Source organism: Kribbella antiqua (assembly GCF_004345665.1).
Taxonomy (GTDB): domain Bacteria; phylum Actinomycetota; class Actinomycetes; order Propionibacteriales; family Kribbellaceae; genus Kribbella; species Kribbella antiqua.
In genome coordinates this window covers 99013-123879 of the sequence record NZ_SLWR01000018.1, presented here as the reverse complement: position 1 = coordinate 123879, position 24867 = coordinate 99013, and the positions used below count along the sequence as shown (strand labels likewise).

23 protein-coding genes are annotated in these 24867 nt (G+C 66.7%); 7 read left to right on the top strand and 16 right to left on the bottom strand.

Translation table 11 applies throughout. The features are described from left to right. Positions 1-881: 881 nt before the first annotated feature. The 3 genes from EV646_RS36910 to EV646_RS36900 form a co-directional block, all read right to left on the bottom strand. Positions 882-1109 carry a hypothetical protein gene (locus EV646_RS36910; RefSeq protein ID WP_132157141.1) on the bottom strand — a complete coding sequence of 76 codons (228 nt, stop codon included), beginning with the start codon at positions 1107-1109 and terminating at the stop codon, positions 882-884. A gap of 80 nt (positions 1110-1189) precedes the next feature. Continuing rightward, positions 1190-1393: a KTSC domain-containing protein gene (locus tag EV646_RS36905; protein WP_132157139.1), complete on the bottom strand. Its 204-nt coding sequence runs from the start codon at positions 1391-1393 to the stop codon at positions 1190-1192. A 46-nt stretch (positions 1394-1439) separates the two neighbouring features. After that, on the bottom strand, positions 1440-1793 hold the full coding sequence (locus EV646_RS36900; protein WP_132157137.1) for an XRE family transcriptional regulator: 354 nt from the start codon (positions 1791-1793) through the stop codon (positions 1440-1442). Positions 1794-1933: 140 nt separating this feature from the next. Here EV646_RS36900 and EV646_RS36895 point away from each other — a divergent pair, with 140 nt between their 5' ends. Then, positions 1934-2230: a hypothetical protein gene (locus tag EV646_RS36895; protein WP_241996569.1), complete on the top strand. Its 297-nt coding sequence runs from the start codon at positions 1934-1936 to the stop codon at positions 2228-2230. A gap of 45 nt (positions 2231-2275) precedes the next feature. On the opposite strand, the gene EV646_RS36890 is transcribed toward EV646_RS36895, so the two are convergent. Together EV646_RS36890 and EV646_RS36885 are read right to left on the bottom strand one after the other, a co-directional pair. Beyond that, positions 2276-3238, bottom strand: coding sequence for a hypothetical protein (locus EV646_RS36890; protein WP_132157135.1), 963 nt, complete (start codon positions 3236-3238; stop codon positions 2276-2278). 397 nt (positions 3239-3635) lie between these two features. Beyond that, positions 3636-4265, bottom strand: coding sequence for a hypothetical protein (locus EV646_RS36885; protein WP_132157133.1), 630 nt, complete (start codon positions 4263-4265; stop codon positions 3636-3638). Between the two features lie 214 nt (positions 4266-4479). Here EV646_RS36885 and EV646_RS36880 point away from each other — a divergent pair, with 214 nt between their 5' ends. Further along, entirely contained in the window at positions 4480-5232 is a 753-nt protein-coding gene (locus tag EV646_RS36880) for an aldo/keto reductase (protein WP_241996568.1), read from the top strand. A gap of 416 nt (positions 5233-5648) precedes the next feature. On the opposite strand, the gene EV646_RS36875 is transcribed toward EV646_RS36880, so the two are convergent. From EV646_RS36875 to EV646_RS36835, 9 genes are all read right to left on the bottom strand, one after another. Next, on the bottom strand, positions 5649-7640 hold the full coding sequence (locus EV646_RS36875) for a glycoside hydrolase family 3 protein (protein ID WP_132157131.1): 1992 nt from the start codon (positions 7638-7640) through the stop codon (positions 5649-5651). 108 nt (positions 7641-7748) lie between these two features. Continuing rightward, positions 7749-8162 (bottom strand): hypothetical protein, encoded by a 414-nt coding sequence (locus tag EV646_RS36870; protein ID WP_132157129.1) that lies wholly within the window; start codon positions 8160-8162, stop codon positions 7749-7751. A gap of 64 nt (positions 8163-8226) precedes the next feature. Next, positions 8227-9291 carry a class I SAM-dependent methyltransferase gene (locus EV646_RS36865; protein WP_132157127.1) on the bottom strand — a complete coding sequence of 355 codons (1065 nt, stop codon included), beginning with the start codon at positions 9289-9291 and terminating at the stop codon, positions 8227-8229. A gap of 49 nt (positions 9292-9340) precedes the next feature. Beyond that, the gene (locus EV646_RS40475; protein WP_132157125.1) at positions 9341-10957 is read right to left on the bottom strand and encodes a response regulator transcription factor; all 1617 of its coding nucleotides are present in this window, start codon (positions 10955-10957) and stop codon (positions 9341-9343) included. A gap of 76 nt (positions 10958-11033) precedes the next feature. Continuing rightward, the gene (locus EV646_RS36855; RefSeq protein WP_132157123.1) at positions 11034-13895 is read right to left on the bottom strand and encodes a vitamin B12-dependent ribonucleotide reductase; all 2862 of its coding nucleotides are present in this window, start codon (positions 13893-13895) and stop codon (positions 11034-11036) included. 84 nt (positions 13896-13979) lie between these two features. Further along, positions 13980-14474: a transcriptional regulator NrdR gene (nrdR, locus tag EV646_RS36850; protein ID WP_132157121.1), complete on the bottom strand. Its 495-nt coding sequence runs from the start codon at positions 14472-14474 to the stop codon at positions 13980-13982. A 279-nt stretch (positions 14475-14753) separates the two neighbouring features. Then, positions 14754-16439: a dihydroxy-acid dehydratase gene (locus EV646_RS36845; protein WP_132157119.1), complete on the bottom strand. Its 1686-nt coding sequence runs from the start codon at positions 16437-16439 to the stop codon at positions 14754-14756. Continuing rightward, positions 16436-17323: a dihydrodipicolinate synthase family protein gene (locus tag EV646_RS36840; RefSeq protein WP_132157117.1), complete on the bottom strand. Its 888-nt coding sequence runs from the start codon at positions 17321-17323 to the stop codon at positions 16436-16438. Before EV646_RS36840 ends, EV646_RS36845 begins: the two co-directional genes overlap by 4 nt. A gap of 10 nt (positions 17324-17333) precedes the next feature. Then, positions 17334-19049: a GH39 family glycosyl hydrolase gene (locus EV646_RS36835; protein ID WP_132157115.1), complete on the bottom strand. Its 1716-nt coding sequence runs from the start codon at positions 19047-19049 to the stop codon at positions 17334-17336. A gap of 102 nt (positions 19050-19151) precedes the next feature. Between EV646_RS36835 and EV646_RS36830 the strand changes: the two genes are divergently transcribed. Beyond that, complete coding sequence (locus EV646_RS36830) at positions 19152-20102, top strand: nucleoside hydrolase (protein WP_199237434.1); 951 nt, start codon at positions 19152-19154, stop codon at positions 20100-20102. Here EV646_RS36830 and EV646_RS36825 read toward each other — a convergent pair. Continuing rightward, the gene (locus tag EV646_RS36825; RefSeq protein WP_199237432.1) at positions 20085-20840 is read right to left on the bottom strand and encodes a TetR/AcrR family transcriptional regulator; all 756 of its coding nucleotides are present in this window, start codon (positions 20838-20840) and stop codon (positions 20085-20087) included. The two genes, EV646_RS36830 and EV646_RS36825, sit on opposite strands and share 18 nt — an antisense overlap. Before the next feature lie 76 nt (positions 20841-20916). Between EV646_RS36825 and EV646_RS36820 the strand changes: the two genes are divergently transcribed. Next, positions 20917-21489 carry a GNAT family N-acetyltransferase gene (locus EV646_RS36820; RefSeq protein ID WP_199237443.1) on the top strand — a complete coding sequence of 191 codons (573 nt, stop codon included), beginning with the start codon at positions 20917-20919 and terminating at the stop codon, positions 21487-21489. Positions 21490-21565: 76 nt separating this feature from the next. Further along, positions 21566-22387: a bifunctional 2-polyprenyl-6-hydroxyphenol methylase/3-demethylubiquinol 3-O-methyltransferase UbiG gene (gene ubiG / locus EV646_RS36815; RefSeq protein ID WP_199237430.1), complete on the top strand. Its 822-nt coding sequence runs from the start codon at positions 21566-21568 to the stop codon at positions 22385-22387. 30 nt (positions 22388-22417) lie between these two features. On the opposite strand, the gene EV646_RS36810 is transcribed toward ubiG, so the two are convergent. Continuing rightward, complete coding sequence (locus EV646_RS36810) at positions 22418-22918, bottom strand: LysM peptidoglycan-binding domain-containing protein (protein ID WP_132157105.1); 501 nt, start codon at positions 22916-22918, stop codon at positions 22418-22420. Positions 22919-23287: 369 nt separating this feature from the next. Here EV646_RS36810 and lexA point away from each other — a divergent pair, with 369 nt between their 5' ends. Both lexA and EV646_RS36800 read left to right on the top strand, forming a co-directional pair. After that, a complete protein-coding gene (gene lexA, locus EV646_RS36805) occupies positions 23288-24046 on the top strand; it encodes a transcriptional repressor LexA (RefSeq protein ID WP_132157103.1) in 759 nt (252 codons plus the stop codon). Between the two features lie 48 nt (positions 24047-24094). Next, positions 24095-24604 carry a glutathione peroxidase gene (locus EV646_RS36800; RefSeq protein ID WP_132157101.1) on the top strand — a complete coding sequence of 170 codons (510 nt, stop codon included), beginning with the start codon at positions 24095-24097 and terminating at the stop codon, positions 24602-24604. Positions 24605-24867 lie beyond the last annotated feature (263 nt).

Genomic DNA, 24867 nt, shown 5'->3' with positions numbered 1-24867 from the left:
CGTCCTGAGCCAGGATCAAACTCTCCGTTGAAAAATATGACAAACCAGAAAACTGGTGAGTCGACACATCGAGTGATCCTTTGAATCAGAAACAATCAAACTGACTTGAATCAAAAATATTTCAAAGGAATCCGCCACAGACAACAAACAACCACCAACCCAAAGTCAAAGACCCGGGCCGTGAAAGCTGTCCAATGCCTGTGAACGGGGATACTACTTAAATTTCGGCATTGACTTTCGGCACGCTGTTGAGTTCTCAAGAATCGGACGCACACCGCGCTTCAGACTTTCGTTTGAAGCTCCGGGGCAACTCGCCCAACTTTACTGTTTCGTCCGGGGCCGGTCAAATCGGCCTCTTTCGTCCCAGTCCCCCTGCGCGACCCAGTGACCGAAACCCACCGGGGCGTGTTTCGGCTACCAAGACCTTCAGGGAGTTTGTCGGAGCAACCGGCCGCTTTCGCGTCCCGCACCCGCTCCAACAAGAAGAACATTACTGACATTCGCGGCGCAGATGCAAATCGGGGTCCCGGAGCCTGTCCGGAGCCTCGCGCAGCACCTCGACGCTGGGTCTATTCGGTGCCGCCGCGAACCAGTGGTCGTCCCTCTGGTCACACCCGTCACTCACGTCTCCGCCAGCGACGTTTCCATGATGCCCCACCACACAAGCGCGGCTCCACGGGATTTCACCGGCCGGCGACGTACCGGAGACGGCAAGCGGGAGCCGGTCAGCCGACTCCCACCTGCCACGTACCGCACCGCCCAGCAGACGCCTCTCGGCGAGTGGCCGCTCGGAGCGGCTTAGGTTGAGGCCCGGGGTCATGAACCGGACGGCGTTGGACGTAACCGACGGCTCCCCGCACCTATTCCCGGAGCGCTCGGAGCTATCTGGACGGTTGTGGCGCTGAGCAGTCGATCTTCGGGTTCGCGCCGAGATAGTTCAGCGGGCCGGCGACGATGGTGACCAGCGTCGTGCCCACCTTGGCGCACGTCGCGTCGGAACCGGCGAAGTAGTTTCGCTGAGCCGCGGCCGCCAGGCCGATGAGCAGCCAGACAAAGACGATGATCGTGACGACGCGGGTGCCTGTCGTAGACGCTCTATGAGTGCGCATGTCCACCTCCTGGGCTGGGCGTACCCCCGTGTGGAACTCCTTTCCGGTGCCCGCGGCGACGTCGTCAGAAACCCCTGTGCTCAGAGCTCGCGGTAGTCGTAGTACGGCTTGATGTGGGCGTTCACGTACGCACCGATGCTGGGCGCGGCGAGCAGAGCGGCGTACGTCGGCTGCGGGACGTCGTAGTACTGGTACGTCGAACCATTGACGTACTCCAGCTCCAACGTTCCCTCGGACCAGCCCACCGATCGCACGCTCGACGAGTTCACCGGCCGCCGCCTCATCCCGCACTCCCTTCCGTACGGCGTACGTCGTCGTACCCCGCGTTGGTCAGTGTGCCGGTGATCGCTCCGTCTCGCTGGATTCCAGGCGCGCCAGGGCGCGGGCCAGATCGCCGAGGGCGGCGTTGAGCTGGGTCAGCACCGTGTGGTCCAGCGGTATTCGCCGTTGCTCCAGACCGAGGTTCGCCGCGAATCTGACCCCGGCGTCAGGAGGCGCTTCACTCAGCAACGTATCCAGGGCTGCCTGTATGTGTGGGGTGAGCACCATCTCCGGGCGCTCGCGCCATTTGGTCGAGGTTCGTGGCGAGATGCCGAGGCGTTCTGCGAAGGCCTCGTTGGTCAGTCGCAGTGCCGTGCGCAAGGCATGCGCGTGCCGGCCGGTCCATTCATCGATGACAGTCATCGGTATCGCTCCCTTGCGCGTCGGTCACTCCTTGCAATCAATTTACGGTGATCGAGTGACCCCCGGAGGGCACAATTTCTTCCCTGTGGATACCGGTTGAGTTCCTGGTGACGGCAGCGCGCCGGGCGTTGACTTGGGGCATGGACGAGACCAGCCGAAGTTCCACGACGCTGTTGCGGACGATCTCGCGACGGCGTCATCTGAAAGTCGCGAACGATTCCGGGCCACGCTGCTTCCAGCTGGTCCGCCATGTCGACGTCTCCGGCATCAGCGGTACGGGCGTCGTCGCCGAAGGAGTCGAGTGGACCGACGGGACGGTGGCTCTGCACTGGGGCGGGCGCTATCCGACCACCACCATCTGGCCCGACGGCATCGACGCCCTGCTCACCATCCACGGTCACAACGGGAGGACCACGATTCGCTGGCTGGATACCTGAACCCGGTGGGGCCGGCCCACCCTGCAGCCGGCCGGTCCCACCGCCTCAATCGGAGAAGAACTGTTCCCGGTAACTGCCTGGCTGCGGGTCATCCGTGGGTGCCTTGCGTACCTGCTTGTCCTTGTGTCCATCGGATTGCGGATCCGTGCCGGGTCCTTCGAGGAGGTGGTCGACAGCGGTGTCGAAGTCGAGTTCTGGACGGGTCGGCTTGCCGCGCTTGGTCGTGTCCGCGGCCTGATGCCGGACGGGCAGGTCGTTGGCGGCGGCGGACAGTTCGGCGAGGGTGTCGAGCAGTCCGAGGGCCGTCTCGACTTCTCCGGGGTGGTTGACGAGCCACCAAACGGCAGCCGAGCCGGGCGTGGCGAAGACGTCGTTCTTCAAGTACGCGCGCTTGTCCTGCTCCATCCGGCGTTCCAGCAGCGTGGTCTGCTCACGCCGGTGCAGAGTGGCGAGGTGATGGAGATGCTTCTGGTCCGCGTCCGGCAGGCGCAGACGTACCTCGGTCGCCCAGCTGCGCACCTGCCCCTTCTCGTCGAGCGCAGGCTCGCCGAGGACGGCGGCAAGGCGGTGCTGGTTGAGCGACTCTTCCGTCACCTGCTGCGTCGCGGTCAACGCCCGGGCGCGCTCGAGCAACGCGTCGACCGCGACCGCCCCGAGATCGGCATGACGCGCACCCGACAGCACCGTTGACCACTGAACAACCGCAGAGAAGCTGAACTGGAAGTCCGGCGACGCCGACGGCAGTCGTACGTCGGCAACCGTCCGGGACGGCGGTCCGGAGAACACCGGCTCACGATCCGGCAGTACGACCGACTGCCCGACGGGGGGCGCCGGTGCCACCACCGGGCGACGCTCCTCGGGCTGTTTCCAGACCACGGCGAGGAGCACGAGCAGGACCACAATGAGCACGATGGCGGCCCAGGCCGGCAGACCGACGATGAGTGTGACGACGTACAGGACGAGAACAATCGCAGCGGCCGTGAGGAGGGTATTCCGGTGGAGCTTCATGGCGGCGGTCCTCCACGGCGTCAGGCGGACGTCAGCAGATCGGCCAATGCGTACCGGACGGCTTCCCCGTCCTCGCGCCACCCGGGTCACCGGCAACCCAGAGCACGGACTCGCCACACGACGAGCCCACCAGAAAGTTTCACACGCCTAATCCAAAGTAGCCGCCCCACGCGTGTCGGCGCGGGCCAATGCCGACTCCGAGTGCCTGGCGCAGCCCCGACGGACCTCCGTGGTCCTGCCGAGGCCGCGTACAGCCGGGGCAGGGTCAGCGACCGACCTGCGTGGACGGATCGGTCAACGCGGCGACAACCGGTGATATTGCCGGTCGAGGCGGGCTTGTGGGAGTGGGGTCTGGCGGCAGCGGATTGATTGACTCGGGGCGGGTTGGCCGAGGCGGTTAGCCGGTTAGGGAGCGGAGGGCTCGGCGGGAGGGGGTTAGGAGGACTGGTTTGTAGGGGCAGCGGGCGTCGGTGAGGGTTTCGTAGGCGCGGATGGCGCGGTTGGCGGCGTCCCAGCCTTGTTCGGCGGGGGTGCGGCCGAGGCCGCGGTTTCGGACCAGGGCGCCGTAGAAGGCGGAGCAGAAGACTGTGGCCTCGTACCAGCCGATGACGGTGCTCGTGCCGATGTAGGTGATGTCGTCCTGGAGGCAGTCGCGGATCGCGCGTTGCCACTTGCCGATGCCGGTTTTGCAGCCGTCGGCGATGACGACGCCGCTCGCGATCCCCCACTGGCGGTCCAGGAACCAGTCGGCCAGCGACTTCAGGGAGACCTGGGTCTGGCCGTCGGTGGACAGGAAGGACGGCTCCTCGCTGTGGTCACCGTGCGCCATCACGTGCAGCACGGTCGAGGGGGTGGTGAGCGCGGAGAAGGCGGTCTCGTGGTCGCGGGTGCGGACGAAGTTCACGTCGATCACCGGCTGGTCCCAGCCTGCGTTGATGTTCCCGGTGATGCCCTGGACGAACGTCATCGACGCGTCGAACGAGCTGTCCAGGCCCAGATCCACCAGAGTGATCAGCCGGTTCTTCATTCGCCCACCCCTCCCGCAGTTCCGAGCCCGCCGCACCATGATGAACTACGCCGCCGACAGTTGGCTCCCCCAATCCGCGGCGGATGAGACGGGTAGCGTGGCCGGCAGCGTCGGACGAAGGACCAGACGAAGGAGGAGCCGATGAGCCCGCTACCAACCGTCACGTTGAGTCACGGCGCCGTGATGCCGCGGGGTGGGGCTCGGGACCTCGCCGATGAATGACGAGGAGGCCGAGCGGGCGGTGGCTCAGGCGCTCGAGGTCGGATACCGGCTGATCGACACGGCGGAGAACTACCGGAACGAGGTCGGGGTCGGACGGGCGATCCGGACGGCGCCGCGGGACGAGGTGTTCGTGACCTCGAAGTTCAACAAACGGTGGCACAGCGTCGACGGAGTGCGGACCGCGTTCGAGGCGAGTGCGGAGAAGCTGCAGGTTGAGTACCTCGACCTGCTGCTCATCCATTGGCCGAATCCTGACCAGGACCAGTACGTCGATGCCTGGCAAGGGCTGATCGAGTTGCGCGACTCTGGGCTGGTGCGGGCGATCGGTACGTCGAACTTCAAGCCGGCGCACCTGCAGCGGCTGATCGACGAGACGGGCGTGGCGCCGGAAGTCAATCAGGTTCAGCTGAGCCCTGTGTGGGCCAAGGCGGCTGAGCGGAAGTTCCACGCACGGCACGGGATCGTCACCGAGGCGTGGAGTCCGCTGGGTAAAGGCACTGACCTGCTGGAACACCCGGCGGTTCAGGAGATCGCCAAGGTGCATGGGCGAACGCCGGGGCAGGTTGTGCTCCGGTGGGAGACGCAGCAGGACGTCGTACCGATCCCGAAGTCCGCCAACCGCGCACGCCTCGAGCAGAACCTCAACATCTTCGACTTCGACCTGACCGACGCCGACCTGGCAGCACTGTCAGCTCTGGACGGCACCGCCCGACCCGCCGCCGACTCGGACCGCTTCGGTCACTGACGCGCAGTGGTGAGCGCACCGGTCGGCGGTCAGCAGACCGGGTGCGCAGCAGCGGGCGGTGGCCGCAGTGCCGGGCGGTGAGAGAGCAGCCACCCATGAGCGCAGTAGGTCAGTGCTGCGAAGGCGGTGAGCGCAGCGGTAGGGTGAGCGCAGCGGTAGACGGTCGGCGCAGCGGCGGACGGTCGGCGCTGGTGCAGCTGTGAGCGCGGTCAGCGCAGCAGCCAGCGCCAACACACGGGGGTGAGCAGTGAGTGTTGAGCACACCGGACTGCGGTGGGCGGTTGACGCACCAGTGAGGTGCGACGCAGCAGCCAGCACACCGATCAGCGCCAGCGGCGAGCGTTGAGCACACCCGACTGCGGTGGGGGGTAGCGGGGACCGGTGTGCCGAATGGTGGTTTGTGGGGGGTGGGGTTGTTAGGGGCTGGTGCGTAGGCCCCAGGCGAAGGGGTAGAGGGGGTTGTAGGTGGGGTCGCCGGTGTTGATTGGTTCCTGGGCGGCGGTGCGGGGCCAGGTGTGGGAGAGCTTGCCGGTGAAGGGTTTGGCGCCGAAGAGGACGTCGGCGACGCCTTCGCCTTGGGAGCCGGGGAGCCAGGAGGCCACCAGGGCGTCGATCTTCTGCAACTGGGCGGGAGGGATGACCTGCGGGCGGCCCGACACGACCAGGACGACGCACTTCGCTACCGCGCCGCAGACCTTGTCGACGACGGCTTGATCGGCAGGCTGCAGGTCGAGGCTCTTTGGTTCGCGGGGTACGCCGGCGTCCTCCGGGTCGTAGGCCCATAGAGGACCGCCGACGTCACCGAAGCCCTCGGCGTACGGCGTCTCGCCGACCGCGACAATGGCGACGTCACTCCCGGCCGTTGGTGCCGAGCCGTCCTCGCTGTAGGTGACCGACCCAGCCACCTGCTGGATGCCTTCGAGGATGGTGTTGCCCGGGATCCGGTCCCGTCCCGAAGCGCCTTGCCAGCTGAGCGTCCAGCCGCCGGCCTGGTTTCCCATGTTGTCGGCGTTGCGGCCCGCGACGTAAATTTTGGCGTTCTTCTTCAACGGCAGCAGGCCGCCGGCGTTCTTCAGCAGCACCTGCGACTTGGCGACGGCTTCGCGCGCGAGCGCCCGATGCTGCGCCGAGCCGACTTCACCAAGATGAGTCCGATCCGTATAAGGCTTCTCGAACAAACCAAGCTCGAACTTCTTCGTCAAGATCCGCCGTACGGCGTCGTCGATCCGCGCCTGCGAAACTCGGCCCGCGCGCACCTCGTCGAGCAGCGTCGTCTCGAAGGACTGGTACGAGTTCGGTTCCATGAACATGTCGATGCCGGCGTTCACCCCGGTCCGGACCTGCGTGGCCCAGTCGCCCGGGAGCTGGTGAATCCCCTCCCAGTCGGAGATGACGAACCCGGCGAACCCGAGCTTTCCCTTCAAAACAGAGGTGATCAGCTCACGGTTCGCGTGCATCTTGATCGGGTTGCCGACACCATCCTCGGTCCAGTCGACACTGGAGAACGACGGCATCACTGTGCCGGTGTTGTACGTGCGTACGGCGGGAACATACGGCGCGAGGTCGATCCGGGCGAAGTCCTGGCGGTTCGTCACCGTGATGCCCTGATCGATCGTGTAGTCGCCGGCGGCCGATCCGAACTCGGTGTCGCCGTCACCCGCGAAGTGCTTGGCCGACGCCAGCACCCGATCCGTGGCAGCCAGGTTCGAGCCCTGGAAGCCTTCGATCGCGGAGGCGAATTGACTCACCAGCCAAGGGCTCTCCGAGAAGCTTTCGTAAGTGCGGCCCCAGCGGGTGTCGCGGGCGACGCAGATGCATGGCGCGAACGCCCATTGCGGTCCGGTGGCCCGGGTCTCCTCGGACACAACATGCTCGATCCGTCGTACCAGTGCGGGATCCCAGGTCGAGCCGAGGCCGATGTTGTGCGGGAAGACCGTTGCCCCCAGCAAGTTTCCGTGGCCGTGTACCGAGTCGACGCCGTACAGGAGCGGGATCTGCAGGCGGGTCTGCAACGCGGCAGCCTGGAATCTGTCGACCATGTCGGCCCACGCCGTCGGCGTGTTCGGAGTCGGGACCGAGCCGCCGCCAGACAGGACCGACCCGAGGCGCCAGGTGGTGACGAGCGTCGCGTCGTTCGTGACCGCGCCGCGCTCGGCCTGGGTCATCTGGCCGACCTTTTCCTCCAGCGTCATCCGGCGCAGCAGGTCCGCGACGCGGGCCGCGACCGGCAAACCAGCGTTGAGATAGGCCTGCCCACTGTTGCGGATCAGCGGGCGGCCCAACTCGTCGACGGAAGGTGGCGGACCGTCAGTGGCGACCACAGCGGATGGAGTGGAGCCGACGGCGAGCACCAAGGCGAGAGGGACAATCGCAGCGAAAAAGCGACGGGGTGAGGTGATCAAACGCATGACGTTCTCCTTGGGCGAGGAGGAGGTAGAGCGCTCTCTTCGCCACACTCGGGCCATCGACAGCCGAGGTCAAGAAGTCGCCGCGTCCCTTGCGCCGAACGGCATTCCTCAGGTGGTGAAGGACCCGGTGACGACGGAGTACGACTCGACACCGTTGCGCGAGGACCACAGCCGAATGCGGACCAACGTCCCGTCGGGGACGGAGAAGTTGCAGAACGACCAGCCCTGGTAGTCGGCGACGGTGGTGTCGTCGAAGCACTCGTGGGCGTCGTACCAGAAGCCGACGTTGTTCTGCCAGAACTGGATCGCGGCCCGGGCGCTGTAGCCGTCGGCCTGGTCGTCGTGGACGCCGAGCCATTCGCCGTCGGTGCAGTAGACAGCCGCACTGAGCCGCGAGTTGGCGAGTTCTTTGGACGGATGGTGGTAGCAGTTCTCGGCCGAATTGGCGTACGCCGGGGCGACGGTCAGCAGTGACGCGGCCAGTACACCGGCGCCGAGCGCAGCGGCGAGACGTCTGAGCATGGGGCGGCTCCCAGGGAGTAGGTCGGGGGCCGATCATACGTCCGCTGGGAGCGCTTCCAGCTGCCTACTTCCGAGCAATGTAATAGGCGTTGAAGGCGTCTGCTTCAACGTGCGTGACCTCCACCGACGAGAACCCGGCATCCGCCAGCATCTGCCGGGCCTTCTGCTCGCCCCAGACCGTTCCGAGCCCGTCCCCGCCGAGTGACAGGGAGACCGTCATGCAGTGCATGGTCGAGACGCCGTACAGGAAGGTCGCGAAGGGATTGTCCAGGTTGTCCTCGAGGTTGCTCGACGCCTGGATGTCGACCATCAGGAAGACGCCACCCGGCCGCAGCGACGCCGCGATTCCGGCCAGGACCTGGGCTGGATGCGCCTGGTCGTGGATAGCGTCGAAGGCCGTGACGAGATCGAACCGCTCGTACTCCTCCAACTCGGCGGCATCCCTGACGAAGAACTCCGCGTTCCCCAACGAAGCGGCCTCGGCGCGGGCAGCGGCGATGCCTTCCGCGGAGAAGTCGTACCCCACACACCGGCTGCGCGGGTACGTGGCGGCGATCAGGTTGATCGCATGCCCGCTACCGCAACCGATGTCGGCCACATCAATGCCTGCCGAGAGACGCGACGGCAGCCCGGGCACGAGCGGAAGGATGGCGTCGATGAGCGCAGCATCGAAGACCGCGCCGCTGTCCTCGGCCATCAGGCGATGGAACTCGGTGTACTCCGAGTAGGGAACCCCGCCGCCGTGCCGGAAGGACTCCACCACCGAGGACTCGACACCGGCGAGCAGCGAGATGAACTGCGTGGCCCCAGCGAGGTTGTCCGGTCCCGCCGCCCGGGTCAGGAACGCGGCGTGCTCCCGCGGCAACCAGTAGGTGCGCTCACGAGCGTCGTACTCGACCACCCGGCCGACGGTCAGACCGCCCAGCCACTCACGCACGTACCGTTCCTGCAGGCCGGTGGCTCCGGCGATCTCGTGGCTGCTGGCCGGTGGCAGTTCGGCGAGTGTGTCGAACAGGCCGACCTGGTGGCCGATGCTCATCAGCAACGCAAGGGTCGCGTGGTTGAGGACATCACCCATCTGCTGCCCGAAGGCTTCTATCCGCGTCGTGTCCAGCAATGTCTCGGTCATGGCGATCAGCATCACTCCGGGAGGTCGCCCGGAGCATCGGTGAACTCGCCTATTCGCCGACCCTGGTGAGGTAGGCGGCAGCCTCCGTGCGGTTCCGTACGCCGAGCTTGGACAGGATGCTGGCGACGTGGTGTTCGACCGTACGGCGACTGATGTACAGCCGGGCGGCGATCTCCGGATTGGGCAGACCCTCAGCCAGTACGGCGAGCACGTCCCGCTCCCGCTGGGTCAGCAACTGCAGCCCGCGAGGCCCCACGCGGGCCGCTCTGGCACCAACTGCCCGCAACCAGGCAGCAGCCGCATCGGCATCACGTGACGCACCCAGGTCCTTGAAGACCGTCAAAGCGATCCGAGCCTCAGCGACAGCCGACTCAGGGTCCAGCGCCGACGCCAGCAGCATCCGAGTGCGCGCAACCTCGAGCGGCATCTCCAGCAGGCCGAACCAGTTCAGCGCTGCCGACAGACGAGCTACAGCCTCGTCACGCTTCCCCTGTGCCAGAAGAACCCGTCCACACAGCCGTGCGGCGCGTGCGGAGATCAGTCCGCTGTCTGTCGTCGTACAGAGCGCAGTAAGGCGGTCCGCCTGTTCTGAAGCTGAGTCCCCAGCCGCAAGCGACGCCTCACCGAGTAGCTCGATCAGCCGCGCCTCCTCCAGCGCAGGAGGTGAGTCGCCGAGCTGACGTCGTACCAGCGAGACAGCCATCGCCACCTCCCCGGCGGCGAGGTAGGCAGCGGCCAGGACCGGCCGTACGACGGTGCGGTCCTCAAAGCCGGTCAGAAGTCGCCTGGCCTCAGCAACCCGGCCCTGCCCGAGTCGGAGCTCTGCAAGGAAGGCCGCCGCCTCTGCCTGGACAGCCGGCAGCGCATCACGGGCCAGCTCCGCTGCAGCGGTCAGCTCGTTCTCCGCCCGGAGCCAGTCGCCGATAGAGACCAGCACTGCGCCGTACGACGCTCTGCACGTCGCGTGGAGGTACGGACAGCCGTAGCGCTCGATGAAGTCGTCCAGCGACCGCGTCCACTGCACTACCCGCGGGAAGTCGGCGCCGCGCACACAGGAACGCATCAGCACACAACTGGTGAAGACGACGGTGTCGGGCCGAGCGCCCTCACCACCGAGCGCACCAGCCAGCGCCTCGTCCAGCAAGGCAGTGCCCTCGATGGCCTGCCCCAGATTGACCAGGGCCGAGCCCCACAGGCTCAGCGCACACAGCTCGAGGTCCGTGTCGCCTGCTTCGACGGCAACGTCGTACGCCGCCTCACACCAGGCGGCAACGTCACTGGGGTCGTCTGCGGCACCAGCCCGGGCCAGCGAAGCCCAGGCGGAGACCAGAGGGTCACCGACTTCCGAAGCCACCCGGACTGCGCGTGCGGCCCAGCCCTGTGCGGCTGCGCGGTCGCCGAAGTTGGCGTCGTACAGGAGGCTCAGGCCGAGCGCTGTGAAGACGGCCTGAGCGGGGTTGGAGCGTCTCAACAGAGCGTAGGCACGTTCCCAGGAGGAAAACGCGGCCCGGACGTCGCCGAGCCACCACTGCGCGTCGCCCAGACCGGAGAGGCCCTCGGCGGTCTCCTTGACCCCAGCAGAGCCGAACGCGGCGCGTGCCGCCACCCAGTCCCCGTCGCCGAGCGCCTTCTCCCCGGCCCTGAGGAGACCGTCGATCTCCTCCACAGCTCGACGGTAGACGCGCTGCGGCCCCCGGGGAAAGTGGGAAGTTCCCGGGGGCCGTGGCGCGATCAGCTACTGATCAGCTGCAGCCGGAGGTGCTGCCGCAGCCTTCGCAGACGTAGCAGGAGCCGCTCGGGCGCATCTTGGTGCCGCAGGTGAAGCAGAGTGGCGCGTCGACCGACGTACCGGTGATGAGCTCGAACATCTCCGCCGTCGTGTGCGCCTCACCCTTCACCGGCTTGGCGGCAGCTGCTTCGGCGACAGGCTCCGGCTCGACGGACTTCAGCGACTCGGCCTCGGAGATCTCGGCCGGGGCCGGCTCGTAGGAGCCGGTGTCGAGCTGCCGGGACCGCTCCTCCGCGGAGTAGATGCCCAGGGCGGCCCGCTCGTCGAACGGCAGGTAGTCCAGGGCCAGCCGGCGGAAGATGTAGTCCATGATCGACTGCGCCATCCGGACGTCCGGGTCGTCGGTCAGACCGGCCGGCTCGAACTTCAGGTTGGTGAACTTCTGTACGTAGGTCTCCAGCGGTACGCCGTGCTGCAGGGCGATCGAGATCGCGATCGAGAAGGCGTCCATCACCCCGGCCAGGGTCGAGCCCTGCTTGCCCATCTTCAGGAAGACCTCACCGAGACCGTCGTCCGGGTACGAGCCGGCGGTCATGTAGCCCTCGGCGCCGCCCACGCTGAACGACGTGGTCCGCGACGGCCGCGACTTCGGCAGGCGCTTGCGGGTCGGCCGGTACTCGATCACCTTCTCGACGATCTTCTCGGCGACGGCGGGGTCGACGGCCTTCTTTGCCTTGGCGTCGCTCAGCGGCTGACCAACCTTGCAGTTGTCCCGGTAGATCGCGAGAGCCTTGAGTCCCAGCTTCCAGCCCTGGAAGTAAATGTCTTGGATCTCCTCGACTGTTGCGGTCTCGGGGACGTTGCAGGTCTTCGAGATGGCACCACTCAAGAAGGGCTGGCAGGCCGCCATCATCCGGACGTGGCCCATCGGCTTGATCGCCCGCTCGCCCATCGCGGTGTCGAAGATCTCGTAGTGCTCCGGCTTCAGGCCCGGCGCGTCCACCACGTGACCGTGCTCGGCGATGTACTCGACGATCGCCTCGATCGTCTCCTCGGTGTAGCTGTACTGACGCAGCGCCCGCGGCACCGTCTGGTTGACGATCTGCATCGAGCCGCCGCCGACCAGCTTCTTGAACTTGACGAGCGAGAAGTCCGGCTCGATGCCGGTGGTGTCGCAGTCCATCATGAAGCCGATGGTGCCGGTCGGCGCCAGCACCGAGGCCTGCGCGTTCCGCCAGCCGTTCTTCGCACCGATCTTCAGCACGCCGTCCCACGCCGCGGTGGCGTGCTTCTGGACGTCCTTGTCGATCTCGTGCAGGGTCCGGATCGCGTCGTTGGCCGCCGCGTGCTTGCGCATCACCCGGGTGTGGGCGTCCTTGTTGCGCTCGAACCCGTCGTACGGGCCGACCACTCCGGCCAGCTCGGCCGAGCGCCGGTACGACGTACCGGTCATCAGCGAGGTGATAGCGCCCGCCAGTGCGCGACCACCGTCGGAGTCGTACGCGTGGCCGGTCGCCATCAGCAGGGCGCCCAGGTTCGCGTAGCCGATGCCGAGCTGCCGGTACGCGCGGGTGGTCTCGCCGATCGCCTCGGTCGGGAAGTCGGCGAAGCAGATCGAGATGTCCATCGCGGTGATGATCAGCTCGACCGCCTTGACGAACTTCTCCGAGTCGAACATGTCGTCGTCGCGGAGGAACTTCATCAGGTTCAGCGAGGCCAGGTTGCAGGACGAGTTGTCCAGGTGCATGTACTCCGAGCACGGGTTGGATGCGGTGATCCGGCCCGTCTCCGGCGTGGTGTGCCAGTCGTTGATGGTGTCGTCGTACTGCAGACCCGGGTCGGCGCAGGCCCACGCCGCCTGGGAGATCTTGTCGAACAGCTCGCGCGCGTCGACGGTCTCGATGACCGAGTTGTCCAGCCGCGCCCGCAGCCCGAACTCGCCCTTCTCCTCGACCGCACGCATGAACTCGTCGGTGACCCGGACCGAGTTGTTGGCGTTCTGGTACTGCACGGAGGTGATGTCGCGGCCGCCGAGGTCCATGTCGAAGCCCGCGTCGCGCAGCACGCGGATCTTCTCCTCCTCGCGCATCTTCGTCTCGACGAACTCCTCGATGTCGGGGTGGTCGACGTCGAGCACAACCATCTTGGCTGCCCGCCGGGTGGCACCGCCGGACTTGATCGTGCCGGCGCTCGCGTCCGCGCCGCGCATGAAGGAGACCGGGCCGGACGCCGTCCCGCCGGAGGACTGCAGCAGCTCCTTGGACGACCGGATCCGGGACAGGTTCAGCCCGGCGCCGGAGCCGCCCTTGAAGATCAGGCCCTCCTCCTTATACCAGTTCAGGATCGAGTCCATCGAGTCGTCGACGGCGAGGATGAAGCAGGCCGACACCTGCTGCGGCGAGGACGTCCCGACGTTGAACCAGACCGGCGAGTTGAAGCTGAAGTACTGGTGCAGGAGCATCCAGGTGAGCTCGTGCTCGAACACCTCGGCGTCGGCCGGGGTGGCGAAGTAGCCATGCTCCTCGCCCGCCTTGCGGTAGGTCTTGACCACCCGGTCGAGCAGCTGCCGCAGGCTCCACTCGCGGTTGTCGTGCCCGACCGCGCCACGGAAGTACTTAGTGGTGACGATGGTGGACGCGTTCACGCTCCAGTAGTCGGGGAACTCGACCCCGCGCTGCTCGAAGACGGTCTCACCGGTCTTCCAGTTCTGCTGGACGACGTCGCGGCGCTCCCACGTCACCTCGTCGTACGGATGTACTCCCTCGGTCGTGAAGATGCGCTCGATGGTGAGTCCCGTGGGCGCGTTCTTCCGCCCGCGGAACCCGGCCGCCGACCTCTTGGTCGACCCCGAGTGGCCGGTCACCGTCTCTGTCATGGTTGCTCCTCGCCCTGTGTCTGGTACTGCCGCGGTCTGTCGGGACCGCCCCGTTGGTAACGCCTGGTGTTGCTGTTCCCCGATTTACGTCTGCTGGGTCGGCTTCAGCGGGCGCGGCTCGGTGCCTTCCGGCTCCTTCTCCGCCCGCAGCAGCGCGATCTCCGTCTCGAAGTCGTCGGCGGACTCGAACTGCCGGTACACGCTCGCGAACCGCAGGTAGGCGACCTCGTCGAGCTCCCGCAGCGGCCCGAGGATCGCCAGTCCGACCTCGTGCGCGGGCACCTCCGGCGAGCCGCTCCCCTTGAGCGCGTCCTCGACCTGCTGGCCGAGGCGGGCGAGCTGGTCCGCGTTCACCGGCCGGCCCTTGCAGGCCTTGCCGACCCCGTTGATGACCTTCTCCCGGCTGAACGGCTCGGTCGCGCCGGAGCGCTTCACCACCGTCAGCTGCATCTGCTCCACGGTCGTGAACCGCTTCTCGCAGACCGGGCACTGCCGCCGGCGGCGGATCGCTCCGCCGTCCTCGGCCACCCGGCTGTCCACCACGCGGGAATCGACGTGCCGGCAATACGGACAGTGCACGACGAATCACTCCTCCCGTGGGCTGCCGAGGGGGCAGCATGTGGACCAGCCTGGGGACAACCTGTGTAGAAGTTGTGTGCAACTGACCACTACCTGTGGAAAATTACACCCGTGTAACCACTACATCTAGGGATCCTAGATCGCTGCTCCGACAGTTTGCAAGAACGGCCGGATCTCGCGCGCGTCTCACTGGTTCCAACGCTCACGCGTCCTCGTGTAGTCCCGCGTGGCGCCACCGAAACGGCCTCCGGGAGGCGCAGACTATGGCCCGCCGACAGGTCAGGAGGGCGGTCGGCAGAAGCCGAAATCGCAGCCCTGGTCCGCACCCAGAACGTGGTCGCGGAACAACCGTCGGTAGCCGGTGAGAGGTTCGTTACTCGCGGCCGGCAGCTCGACCCGGCGTGTCGCGAGCTCCTTCGGAGAGACCAGCAGATCGAGGCGGGCCGTCGCGACCGAGAGGCGGATGAGGTCGCCGGTGCGGACGAGGGCGAGCGGCCCGCCGAGCGCCGCTTCCGGAGTGACATGCAGCACGATCGTCCCGTACGCCGTACCGCTCATCCGCGCATCGGAGATCCGGACCATGTCCCGCACCCCGGCCCGGGCCAGCTTGGCCGGGATCGGCAGGTATCCGGCCTCCGGCATCCCCGCACCCAGCGGTCCGGCGTTCTGCAGCACGAGTACGTCGGACGCCTCCACCTCCAGCGCAGGGTCGTCAATCCGCGCCGCCAGGTCCTCCAGCGAGCTGAACACGACAGCCCGCCCAGTGGTCTCGAACAGCGCCGGGTCAGCCGCGGACCGCTTGATCAGTGCACCTGCCGGCGCCAGCGAGCCTTTGAGCCACACCAGCCCGCCTTTGTCCCGGCTGGGCTCACTCAGCGGCCGTACGACGTCACGGTCGACCCACGCGGGCCCGTCACCCAGCCGCTCCCCCAGCGTCTCCCCGGTCACCGTGAGGGCAGATAGGTCGAGGAGGTCCCGTAGATCATGCAGCACGGCGGGGAGGCCGCCAGACGCATGCAGATCCTCCATGTAGTGCGACCCGGTCGGCTTGAGCTCCACCAGCACAGGTGTCGTGTCGCTCAGCTCGTTGAGCTCGTCCGGATCGACGGTGAGCCCAAGCCGGCCGGCCATCGCGGTCAGGTGAATCAGGGCGTTTGTAGACCCGCCGATGGCCAGCAGCACCCGCAGTGCGTTGCGGATCGACGCAGCTGTCACGACCTGGTCCGGCGTACGATCGGCGACCGCGATCTCGACCGCCGCGGCACCTGTTGCCTCGCCGATCCGCAACCGGTCAGCATGTACGGCGGGTGCGGTCGCACTGTCGGGCAGCGCCATGCCGAGCGCCTCGACGAGGCAGGCCATCGTGCTGGCTGTCCCCATCACCGCGCAGGTGCCAGCGGTGGTCGCGAGGTTGCGCTCGATCCGGCCGATCTCGTCCTCGCCGATCTCGCCGGCTCGGTAGCGCGCCCAGAAGCGGCGGCAGTCGGTGCACGCACCCAGCCGTTCGCCTTCGTAACGACCTGTCGACATCGGGCCGGTGACTAGCTGGATCGCCGGACGGCCGGCGGAGAAAGCACCCATCAGCTGGGCCGGAACGGTCTTGTCACACCCACCCACCAGTACGACGCCGTCCATCGGCTGGGCCCGGACGAGCTCCTCGACGTCCATCGCCATCAGGTTGCGGTAGACCATCGCGGTCGGTTCGAGGAAGCTCTCCCCCAGCGAGATGGTCGGGAACTCCATCGGCAGCCCGCCGGCCGCGATGATGCCGCGGGCAACGGACTTCACCAGCTCCGGTTGTTGTCGATGGCAAGGGTTGAAATCGCTGCTGGAGGTGGCGATACCGATCACCGGCCGATCCAGCGACTCCGGCGACCGGCCGCTCGCATGCAGGAACGCCCGCCGCAGAAAGCGCGAGAACTCAGGGTCACCGTAGCTGACCAGGCCGCGATAGATACCGCTCACAGGGCTCCAGGCGTCCGGCGGAGGTGCTCGGCCAGGAGTCGCAGCATGCTTTCCGGCGGTACGGCGCCGGGCGCGCGGACGGCGTCGTACGAGATCAGGCCGCGGAGGACCAGGCTGCGTTTGCGCAGGCCGAGGGCGATAACGGCCTGGAACTCGAAATTCACCAGCGGGAGGTAGTCGCGCCAGACCTCGCGAGCCTTCTCGAACCCGCCGCCTTTGTAAGCTGCCACGCAGGCGAGCAGGCCTTCGGGGACGGAGAAGCCGGTCATTGCACCGGCGGCGCCGACGGCCAGTTCATCGAGCAGGCAGGTGCCGCCGAGCCCACCGAAGATCGGTATGTCGAGTCCGGCCGCGAGCTCCGCGACAGCCGGCGGGCTTGGGGACGACTCGGACTTCACGGCCACGGCAGCGGGGACGTTGCGGACGGCGGCGATCAGGTCAGCGGTGGTGATCGGGATACCGCTGATCACTGGATAGTCCTGGACGACAAGGGGTCGATCGGTGCGGTCGGCAACCTCGTTCAGGTACTTGCTCAGGGCATCGGGATCGCTGGAGTTCACTTGAACCATAAGTCCGGCAAGCCTGGATCCCACGGCTGGCAGGATGTTCGTTGCCTCCGCGCAGACTTCGTCGAGCTCGAACGCACTCAGGCCGATCACCAGTGGCAGATCGGTCGAGGAGGCAACCACTGTCTCCACGACAGTGCGTCGCTCCGTCGGTGTCAGGCGAGCCGCTTCTCCGAAGACGCCAAGCACTGTCAGCCCGGTCGCGCCGATGTGCTCGTAGTGCCTGACCTGCCGTGCGAGCGACTCGGTGTCGACGGCCGAGCCGTCCGCCGTGAGCGGCGTCGCCAGTACGCCCCACACTCCGGGATCCAATGTCATGGAGCTCCTCTCACCGGTCCGTTTGAACCACCCTAGTCAGGACGACGAGGCTGAGGGAGGGCAACGGCAGGTCGATCCGCAGCGTGAGATCGCCGTCGACCTCTTGCTGAGTGTCATCGGTGAATCGCTCGAGGCCTTGCCGGGCAGTGATCGTGGCGAGCTGTTCGGGCGTCGGATCCTGCGGCGCACCGAGGTCCTGCCACACCGTGTGACTGTTGCTGTGATTGTGGTCGATCCGAAAATGCTGCATGGTCCAGTCGCCGTGGTCGAGGCCGTTGACTTGGAGCTCCACCTCGGTCTGCGCGGCGTCCTCGGCGTACTGATCGTCGGTGTGGCGCCAGAACAGGATCGTGACGCTGCCGTCCGTCGTGCTGCGGCTGGCGATCACGTCGACCTCCTCCGGCAGTCCGTTGCCTAGAGCATCCGTGATGCCCACGGATTGGTCCGAGGTCGCGGCGAGCCGGCGGTCTCCGAGTCGTGCGAAGGCTCGATAGGCGTTCATCAACGGCTTTTCGATACCCGACGCGGTGACGAAGCTCCGCGTTCCCTCGAAGTAGCGCTCGCCCTCCATCGAGAAGCTCCAGGTAGTTGCCTCATGCACCTTTGCGGTGTGCTGCTCGTTGAGATCGAGCACCTTTTTCATCAGCTTGGCCTGGAACACCGGGTAGTACTCGTTGTTGCGGTAGGCAAAGTTCGCGTTGTCGTAGATCCCCCAGTGCGCGGGGACCGAGGCGTCGCATTCGTCGACGATCACCGGTGCGTCGACGTACTGCGGGAACTCCTCGATGACACGCAGCGCGCGGTCGATCTCGCGGAGCATCTTCGGGGTCGAGGGCGACTGCTTCTCCGGCGCTGGTGCGCCGATCGGGCCGTAGGTTCGCCACGGAGTGAAGTGCGAGCCCTTGGTGTGGAACGAGACGAAGTCCACCGGCAGGTCGCGGTCGGCGCAGGCTTGGAGGAAGCCGCGGAGGAAGTCCGCACCGCCGCCGGTGACCGCTGGACCACCGACCTTGGCCGTGGGGTCGATGTCCCGGATCGCCTTGACCGTTACGTCGTACAGGTCGTGGAACTGCTCCGGTGTGCCGCGCCAGTACGAGATGTCGGGCTCGTTCCACAGTTCCCAAAGCCAGTGCTGGACCTCGTTGGCGCCGTACCGCTCGAGGCAGTGTTCGACCAGGGCGGCGACCAGGCCGGCCCACTTTGCGTAGTCCTTCGGCGGGTATGACCACCAGCCAGCCTCGTACGCGCTGTACTGGCTTGGACTGCCCTCGAACGGGAACTCGGCCTTCGCCTCCTCCGGTACCAGCGCCAATGGGGTGAAGGCGAGTTCGACCAGCGGATGGTGGCCGGCGCCGACGATCGCATCGTACGTGAGGTCGGCGATGGTGAAGTCGTAGTACGGCTTGCCGTCGGCGTCCTCGTGGTAGACGTTGCCGCTCCCCCAGTGTGGGAGGCCGAGGCCGGTGCCGCTGGTGAAGATGTTGTGCGGCCGGACGTGGTACGGCGTCTCGGCGAATCCGCCGATTGTCTGCAATGTGCGACGGCCCTGAGGTGTGTAGGTCCAGTTGATCTCGTCGTACCCCAAGCTCGCCCAGGGGCGGTCGAGGACGCCGAGATCCTGGCCGGCGTCGACGGTCACGCGCGCGGCGCGGATCGGGGTGGCAGCTGGGTCGGAGGGTGTGTACGGGAGGTGCTGCGCGTGGCTGGCAGAGGCGTTCTGGGTCATGTAGGCCTTTCGTTGTATCGATAAACAATCGTCTGGACCTGTGGAAGTCAAGACTTGAGGCCGCCTGGTTGGCGCGTGCCCGCATGCGTGAGGATGGGCGGCATGAAGCCGGTGATTCTCGATGTCGACACCGGGCTGGACGACGCCTGTGCGCTACTGCTCGCCGCCCGCCACCCAGAGCTCGACCTGAAGGCAGTGACGTGTGTAGGCGGCAACGTCGGCCTCGACGACGTCGTGGTGAACACGCTGACCGTGCTGGAAGCTGCCGGACGCACTGACGTCCCAGTGGCTCGTGGCGCCGCCCTGCCGCTGCTGCAGCCGGTGCGGGCGGCTCCGCACGTCCACGGCGTCGACGGCCTCGGCAACCTCGACTGGCCGCGCTCCAGCCGTACGCCGGGACCAGGCCACGCTGTTGAACTCCTCCGCGACGTACTGCGTGATGCGGCCGCTACGGGCGAGTTGGTCACGCTCATCCCGCTGGCGCCGATGACGAACATCGCGCTGCTGCTGCGGACGTACCCGGACGCGGCTGCAGGGCTACGCGAGATCGTGTTCATGGGCGGTGCCGCCGGGATCGGGAACGCGACTGCCTCGGCGGAGTTCAACATCTGGACCGACCCGGAGGCGGCTGCGATCGTGCTGGCCGCGGCCGCGGAGCTCGGCGTACCGGTGACGATGTACGGGCTGGACGTGTTCTACGACGTGGTGATCACGCTGGACCAGGCGCGTTCGTTGGGTGATTCCCCTTCAGCTGAGCTGGCGCGGCGGCTGATCGAGAAGCGCAGCGAGCTGTACCAGTCGGACGGCGCAAGCATCGGCGACGGCGGCGCGGTGTGCGCGGTGATCGACCCGGCCGGTCTGACGACTCAGCCGTTCCCCCTCCGGGTCGAGCTGTCCGGCACTTGGTCACGCGGCCGCACCATCGTCGACACCCGCGACTGGTCCTCCGACCTCACCAACGATCCCCATGGTCCGTCGCCGGCCGTCGTACAAGTAGCCACCGCGGTAGACGGCAAACGCTACGCCGACCTCTGGCTATCGGCCGTCAAGTAGTACGAGCTCCTGTAGGCGGGCGTGGACGCCGTGCATGAAGAGGTTGAGGCCTTCGGCGAAGTGGTCGGGGCTGGAGCCGTCGGGGTCAGAGCTGTCGGAGTCAGAGCTGTCGGAGTCAGGGCTGTCGGAGTCAGAGCTGTCGGAGTCAGAGCTGTCGGGCTCTGCGTTGTCGGGGCCTGGCGGGGGCTCGGCGACGACGGCGGCTAGGGTCCAGCGGGCGCTGGTCTCGAAGATGCGGCGGGCTTGCGGCTCGGGTACGCCGAGGTCCACGAGGGCGCGGATCTGCGCGCGTACGAGCTCCGCGCGCGATCCCTCGCCCTGGTCGCGGTCGGCTGTCGCCTTCGCCTGGATCAGACCGGCGAGTCCGGGGTGTTCGGCATAGAACTCCTTCAGCTTGTGGGCGCCGGCGATCGTGACCGCGATCCAGTCGTCGACCGTACGGACGCTCTCGTACGCCGCGGCGTCGGCGGCGAACTGATCGAACGCGTTGCGAGCAACAAGCTCGAGCAGCTCACCCTTGTTGTGCACATGGTGATAGAGCGACGGAGCCCGAACGTCGAGCCGCTCAGCAACCAACCGCATGGTCAGCCCGTCGAGCCCCCGCTCCCGAATGACCGCCAGCGCCGCATCAACAATCACCCCTACCGAAATCCCCGCCGCCACATGCGACGACGGATCCCGCCGGGCGGCTTGCCGATCGCGACGGGTGGCCGGCGGCGTACTGGGGCTCGTGGGCACGGAAACCTCGTTGTCGGCGGGGAAGCGGGCGGCTAGGTTGCTGTCTAACAGTATTAGACAGAGTAGAGGATCCCCTGTGCCTGGACTGCGACCTGCCTACCCGCTGCGTACCGAGCGACTCGATCTGCGGCCGCATCGGATGGATGATCTGGACGACCTGTATGCGTTCCACTCGCGGCCGGAGGTGGTGCGCTACACGCCCTGGCCGGTGCGGGACCGCGAGCAGACCCGTGTTGCGCTCGAGGCCAAGCTCACCCAGGATGCGCTGACCGAGCCCGGTCAATGGCTCGTGCTGGCGATCGAGCTCCGCGAGACCGGCACGGTGATCGGCGAGGTGCTGCTCAAGTGGGCCAGCGACACGGATCGCCAAGGGGAGATCGGGTTCGCACTGCACACCGACTACCAGGGCAAGGGACTCGCCGCCCAAGCCGCTCGGGAGGTACTGCGCCTGGGCTTCGAAGAACTCGGCCTGCACCGCATCTGCGCCGTACTCGACGACCGCAACAAACCGTCCGCCCAACTCCTCGAACGCCTCGGCATGCGCCGCGAAGCCCACCTGATCCACTGCGTCTTCTTCAAGGGCGAATGGACCAATGAATACATCTACGCCCTCCTCGAAGACGAGTGGCGCGCAACCACCAGCCACTGACCCACCACCTCCACAACCACCAACCCAGGACCCCCAGCGGGGGTGGAATGGCTCGGCGGATGGGCAGAGTGGGATTGTGCTGCTTGACTGGGTGGTTGGGCGAGGGGCGGCTGTGGTGGCGATCGACAACGGGATTTACGAGCGGCTTGGGGAGTCCTGGTGGGATGAGGACTGTCCGCTGAACGTGCTGCAGGGGAGCTTTACGCCGGGGCGATTCGGCTACTTCCGGGCGGTGCTCGATCGGCTCGGGAAGGAGGCGATCGGGTTGCGCGCGGTGGACATCGGCTGCGGCGGCGGGTTTCTGGCTGAGGAATTCACGCGGCTCGGCTGTGAGGTGGTCGGCGTCGATCCGTCGGCAGTGTCGATCCGGACCGCGCGGCGGCACGCGGACATCTCCAGCCTTCAGATCGAGTACGCCGTTGCCGCCGGTGAGCGGCTGCCATTGGCTGACGAGAGCTTCGACGTTGCGTATTGCTGTGACGTGCTCGAACACGTGCCGGATCTCGACCTCGTCATCGCGGAGACCGCGCGGGTGCTCAAACCCGGCGGCGTCTACCTGTTCGACACGATCAACCGGACGGTCGCGTCGAAGGTGCTCGCTATCAAGGTGATGCAAGAGTGGCGGCTGACGCGGATCACCGATGCGCGGTTGCACTGCTGGTCGATGTTCATCAAGCCCGCGGAGCTCGCCACGACGCTACGCCGGCACGGAATGCATCTCCACGAGATCACTGGCCTTGGCCCCAGGGCGGGCAAGGCGACCTTGATGCGCAGCTACCTGCAAGCGCGCCAAGGCCGGATGAGCTACGGGCAGCTGAGCCGGCTGATGAACGTCGGCGAGATCAGACGCACCACCGTCTCCTACATGGGCTACGCCACCAAGACCCTCACCACCTGAACCCGGTGCACTGAGGCCGTGTGGCCGGGGTTAGCGGGCGATGGGGATCTGGAGGGTTTGACCTGGGATGACGTCGGCTGGGGTGCCGAGGTTGTTGAGGTTGGCGATCTTCTCGACGACGATCGCTGGGTCCTGGCCGGGGTTGGTGTCCTTCGCGATCGACCAAAGGCTCTGACCAGGAGCGACCTGGACCGGGACAGTGTGGGTGAAGTCGGGGCCGGGCTGGAGTACGCCGGTGATACGGAGGCCTAGCACCACGATGGCCGAGCCGAAGACGAGCACCGAGAGGGCGGTCACCAGCATCCGTCCGCGCCGGGTCAAGCGCAGCGCCGGCGGCTCGACGTGACGGCCGAGGTCTTCGCCGGAGCAAGCCCGAACCGGGCGGGGCTCGGTCGTGGCGCCGGGGATCGTGCGGCGGCGAGGCTTGGTCTCGGGCGGTGGGGCCGACCAGCGCCGGATCGGGGCGTCCAGCGTCAGGGCTGTCGCGCCGTCCGTTGCCAGCGCCGCCGCGGTTGTCGCCGCTGTGCTCATCGGATCCTCCAGACCTCGTTCAGACCACGTTCTGCGGTGTCGATCTCTGTCTACCGGGCGCCTCCGACAGTTTTTGCCCGGTGGCCCGAACCCTGCCGATCTCGGCCCGGCTCCGAACACCTGTTCGATCGAACGCCTGTACGAATGATTAACCGACCGGCACCCGGAGCGCAACCTCTTCCAACCACGACACGCCCGGGAAATTCCCGGGCCGCGGACGCGCTTATAACCCGACACACGAACAAGCGTGCGAACCGACACGCCTTCGAACAGATGTTTGAAGAATCTCAGGATTCGGTCTAACGTCGTGTCCGTCGAGCAAGTGTGGCCGGTGCGTGACCGCCGGCCCGACCAGAGGAGCAAGCACCGATGGCCAGGACGCCGAGCGGTTCCAGCAAGGACGAGGCAGCGGACGACACCGTGACCGAGCTGCCCGACGGCCCGGCCGACGCGACCGGCCTGACGCCACGTCAGCGCCGCGTCCTGGATGTCATCCGCGACTCGGTGGACCGCCGCGGCTACCCACCCTCGATGCGCGAGATCGGCGAGCGGGTCGGTCTGACCAGCTCCTCCTCGGTGTCGCATCAGCTCCGCGTGCTGGAGCAGAAGGGCCTGCTCCGCCGCGACCCGAACCGCCCACGCGCGATCGAGGTCCGTTATCCGGGCGAAGTCGACGCCGCGGCGCGTCGTACGGCGCTGGGATCGGTGCGGCAGACGACGTACGACGAGACCGGTGCGGGCGATGTGCACGCGGACGCGGCCTATGTGCCGGTGGTCGGCCGGATCGCCGCTGGTGGGCCGATCCTCGCCGAGCAGGAGATCGAGGAGGTCTTCCCGTTGCCCAAGGCAATGGTCGGCGAGGGCACACTGTTCATGCTGCGGGTCAAGGGTGAGTCGATGATCGACGCGGCGATCTGCGACGGCGACTGGGTCGTGGTGCGCCAGCAGCCGAACGCGGAGAACGGTGACATCGTGGCCGCGATGATCGACGGCGAGGCGACGGTGAAGACGTTCAAGAAGACCAAGAACGAGATCTGGCTGCTACCACACAATCAGGCGTTCGAACCGATCGACGGCAAGGACGCGACGATTCTCGGAAAGGTCGTAACAGTTCTGCGCCGAGTCTGACATCAGAGACGGCGAGCGAAGTCGGGCGTGTCGTGTCAGCATTGAGTCATGACGACTGTCTATGACTTCAGCGCCCGGCGGATCGAAGGCAATGAACAGTCTCTTGCCGATTTCCGCGACCAGGTGCTCCTGGTGGTGAACACGGCGTCGCAGTGCGGCCAGACCCCGCAGTACACCGGACTACAGAAGCTCTACAAGGCGTATCGCCGGCAGGGCTTCTCGGTGCTTGGCTTTCCCTGCGACCAGTTCGGCCACCAGGAGCCTGGTGACGAGAACGAGATCGCGAACTTCTGCTCGACGATCTATCACGTCACGTTCCCCATGTTCGCCAAGATCGATGTGAACGGGTCGAAGGCGCTTCCGCTGTACAACTGGCTGAAGCGTGAGGCCGGAGGGTTGCTCGGTGGGCGGATCAAATGGAACTTCACCAAGTTCCTGATCGGCCGCGACGGCAATGTCATCGCCCGGTACGCCCCGACGCAATCGCCGGAGAAACTGACCGACAAGATCGAGGCGGCACTGGCGATTCCGGCGCCTTCCCGGGAAGCGAACGACTGACTGAAAACGCGCGGGATCGGTGGAATCGATTCCGCGGGTGACAGGAGTTGCGTGACGAGTACCTGAGTTCTCCTCGTCGTTGCCGAATTCTTCAGCATTTCCGCGACACCTGAACACCATTTGTCGCAGTGCGACACGAATGCCGTTGAGTCACATTCACCGACCCGGCCGCCGGGACGGCTGCACGAAGGTTCGCCGGCTGCACGAAGCAGGGGGCGGCCGACCGCGCGGACGGCGCGGGGTGCCGGCGCGCGGACGGCGCG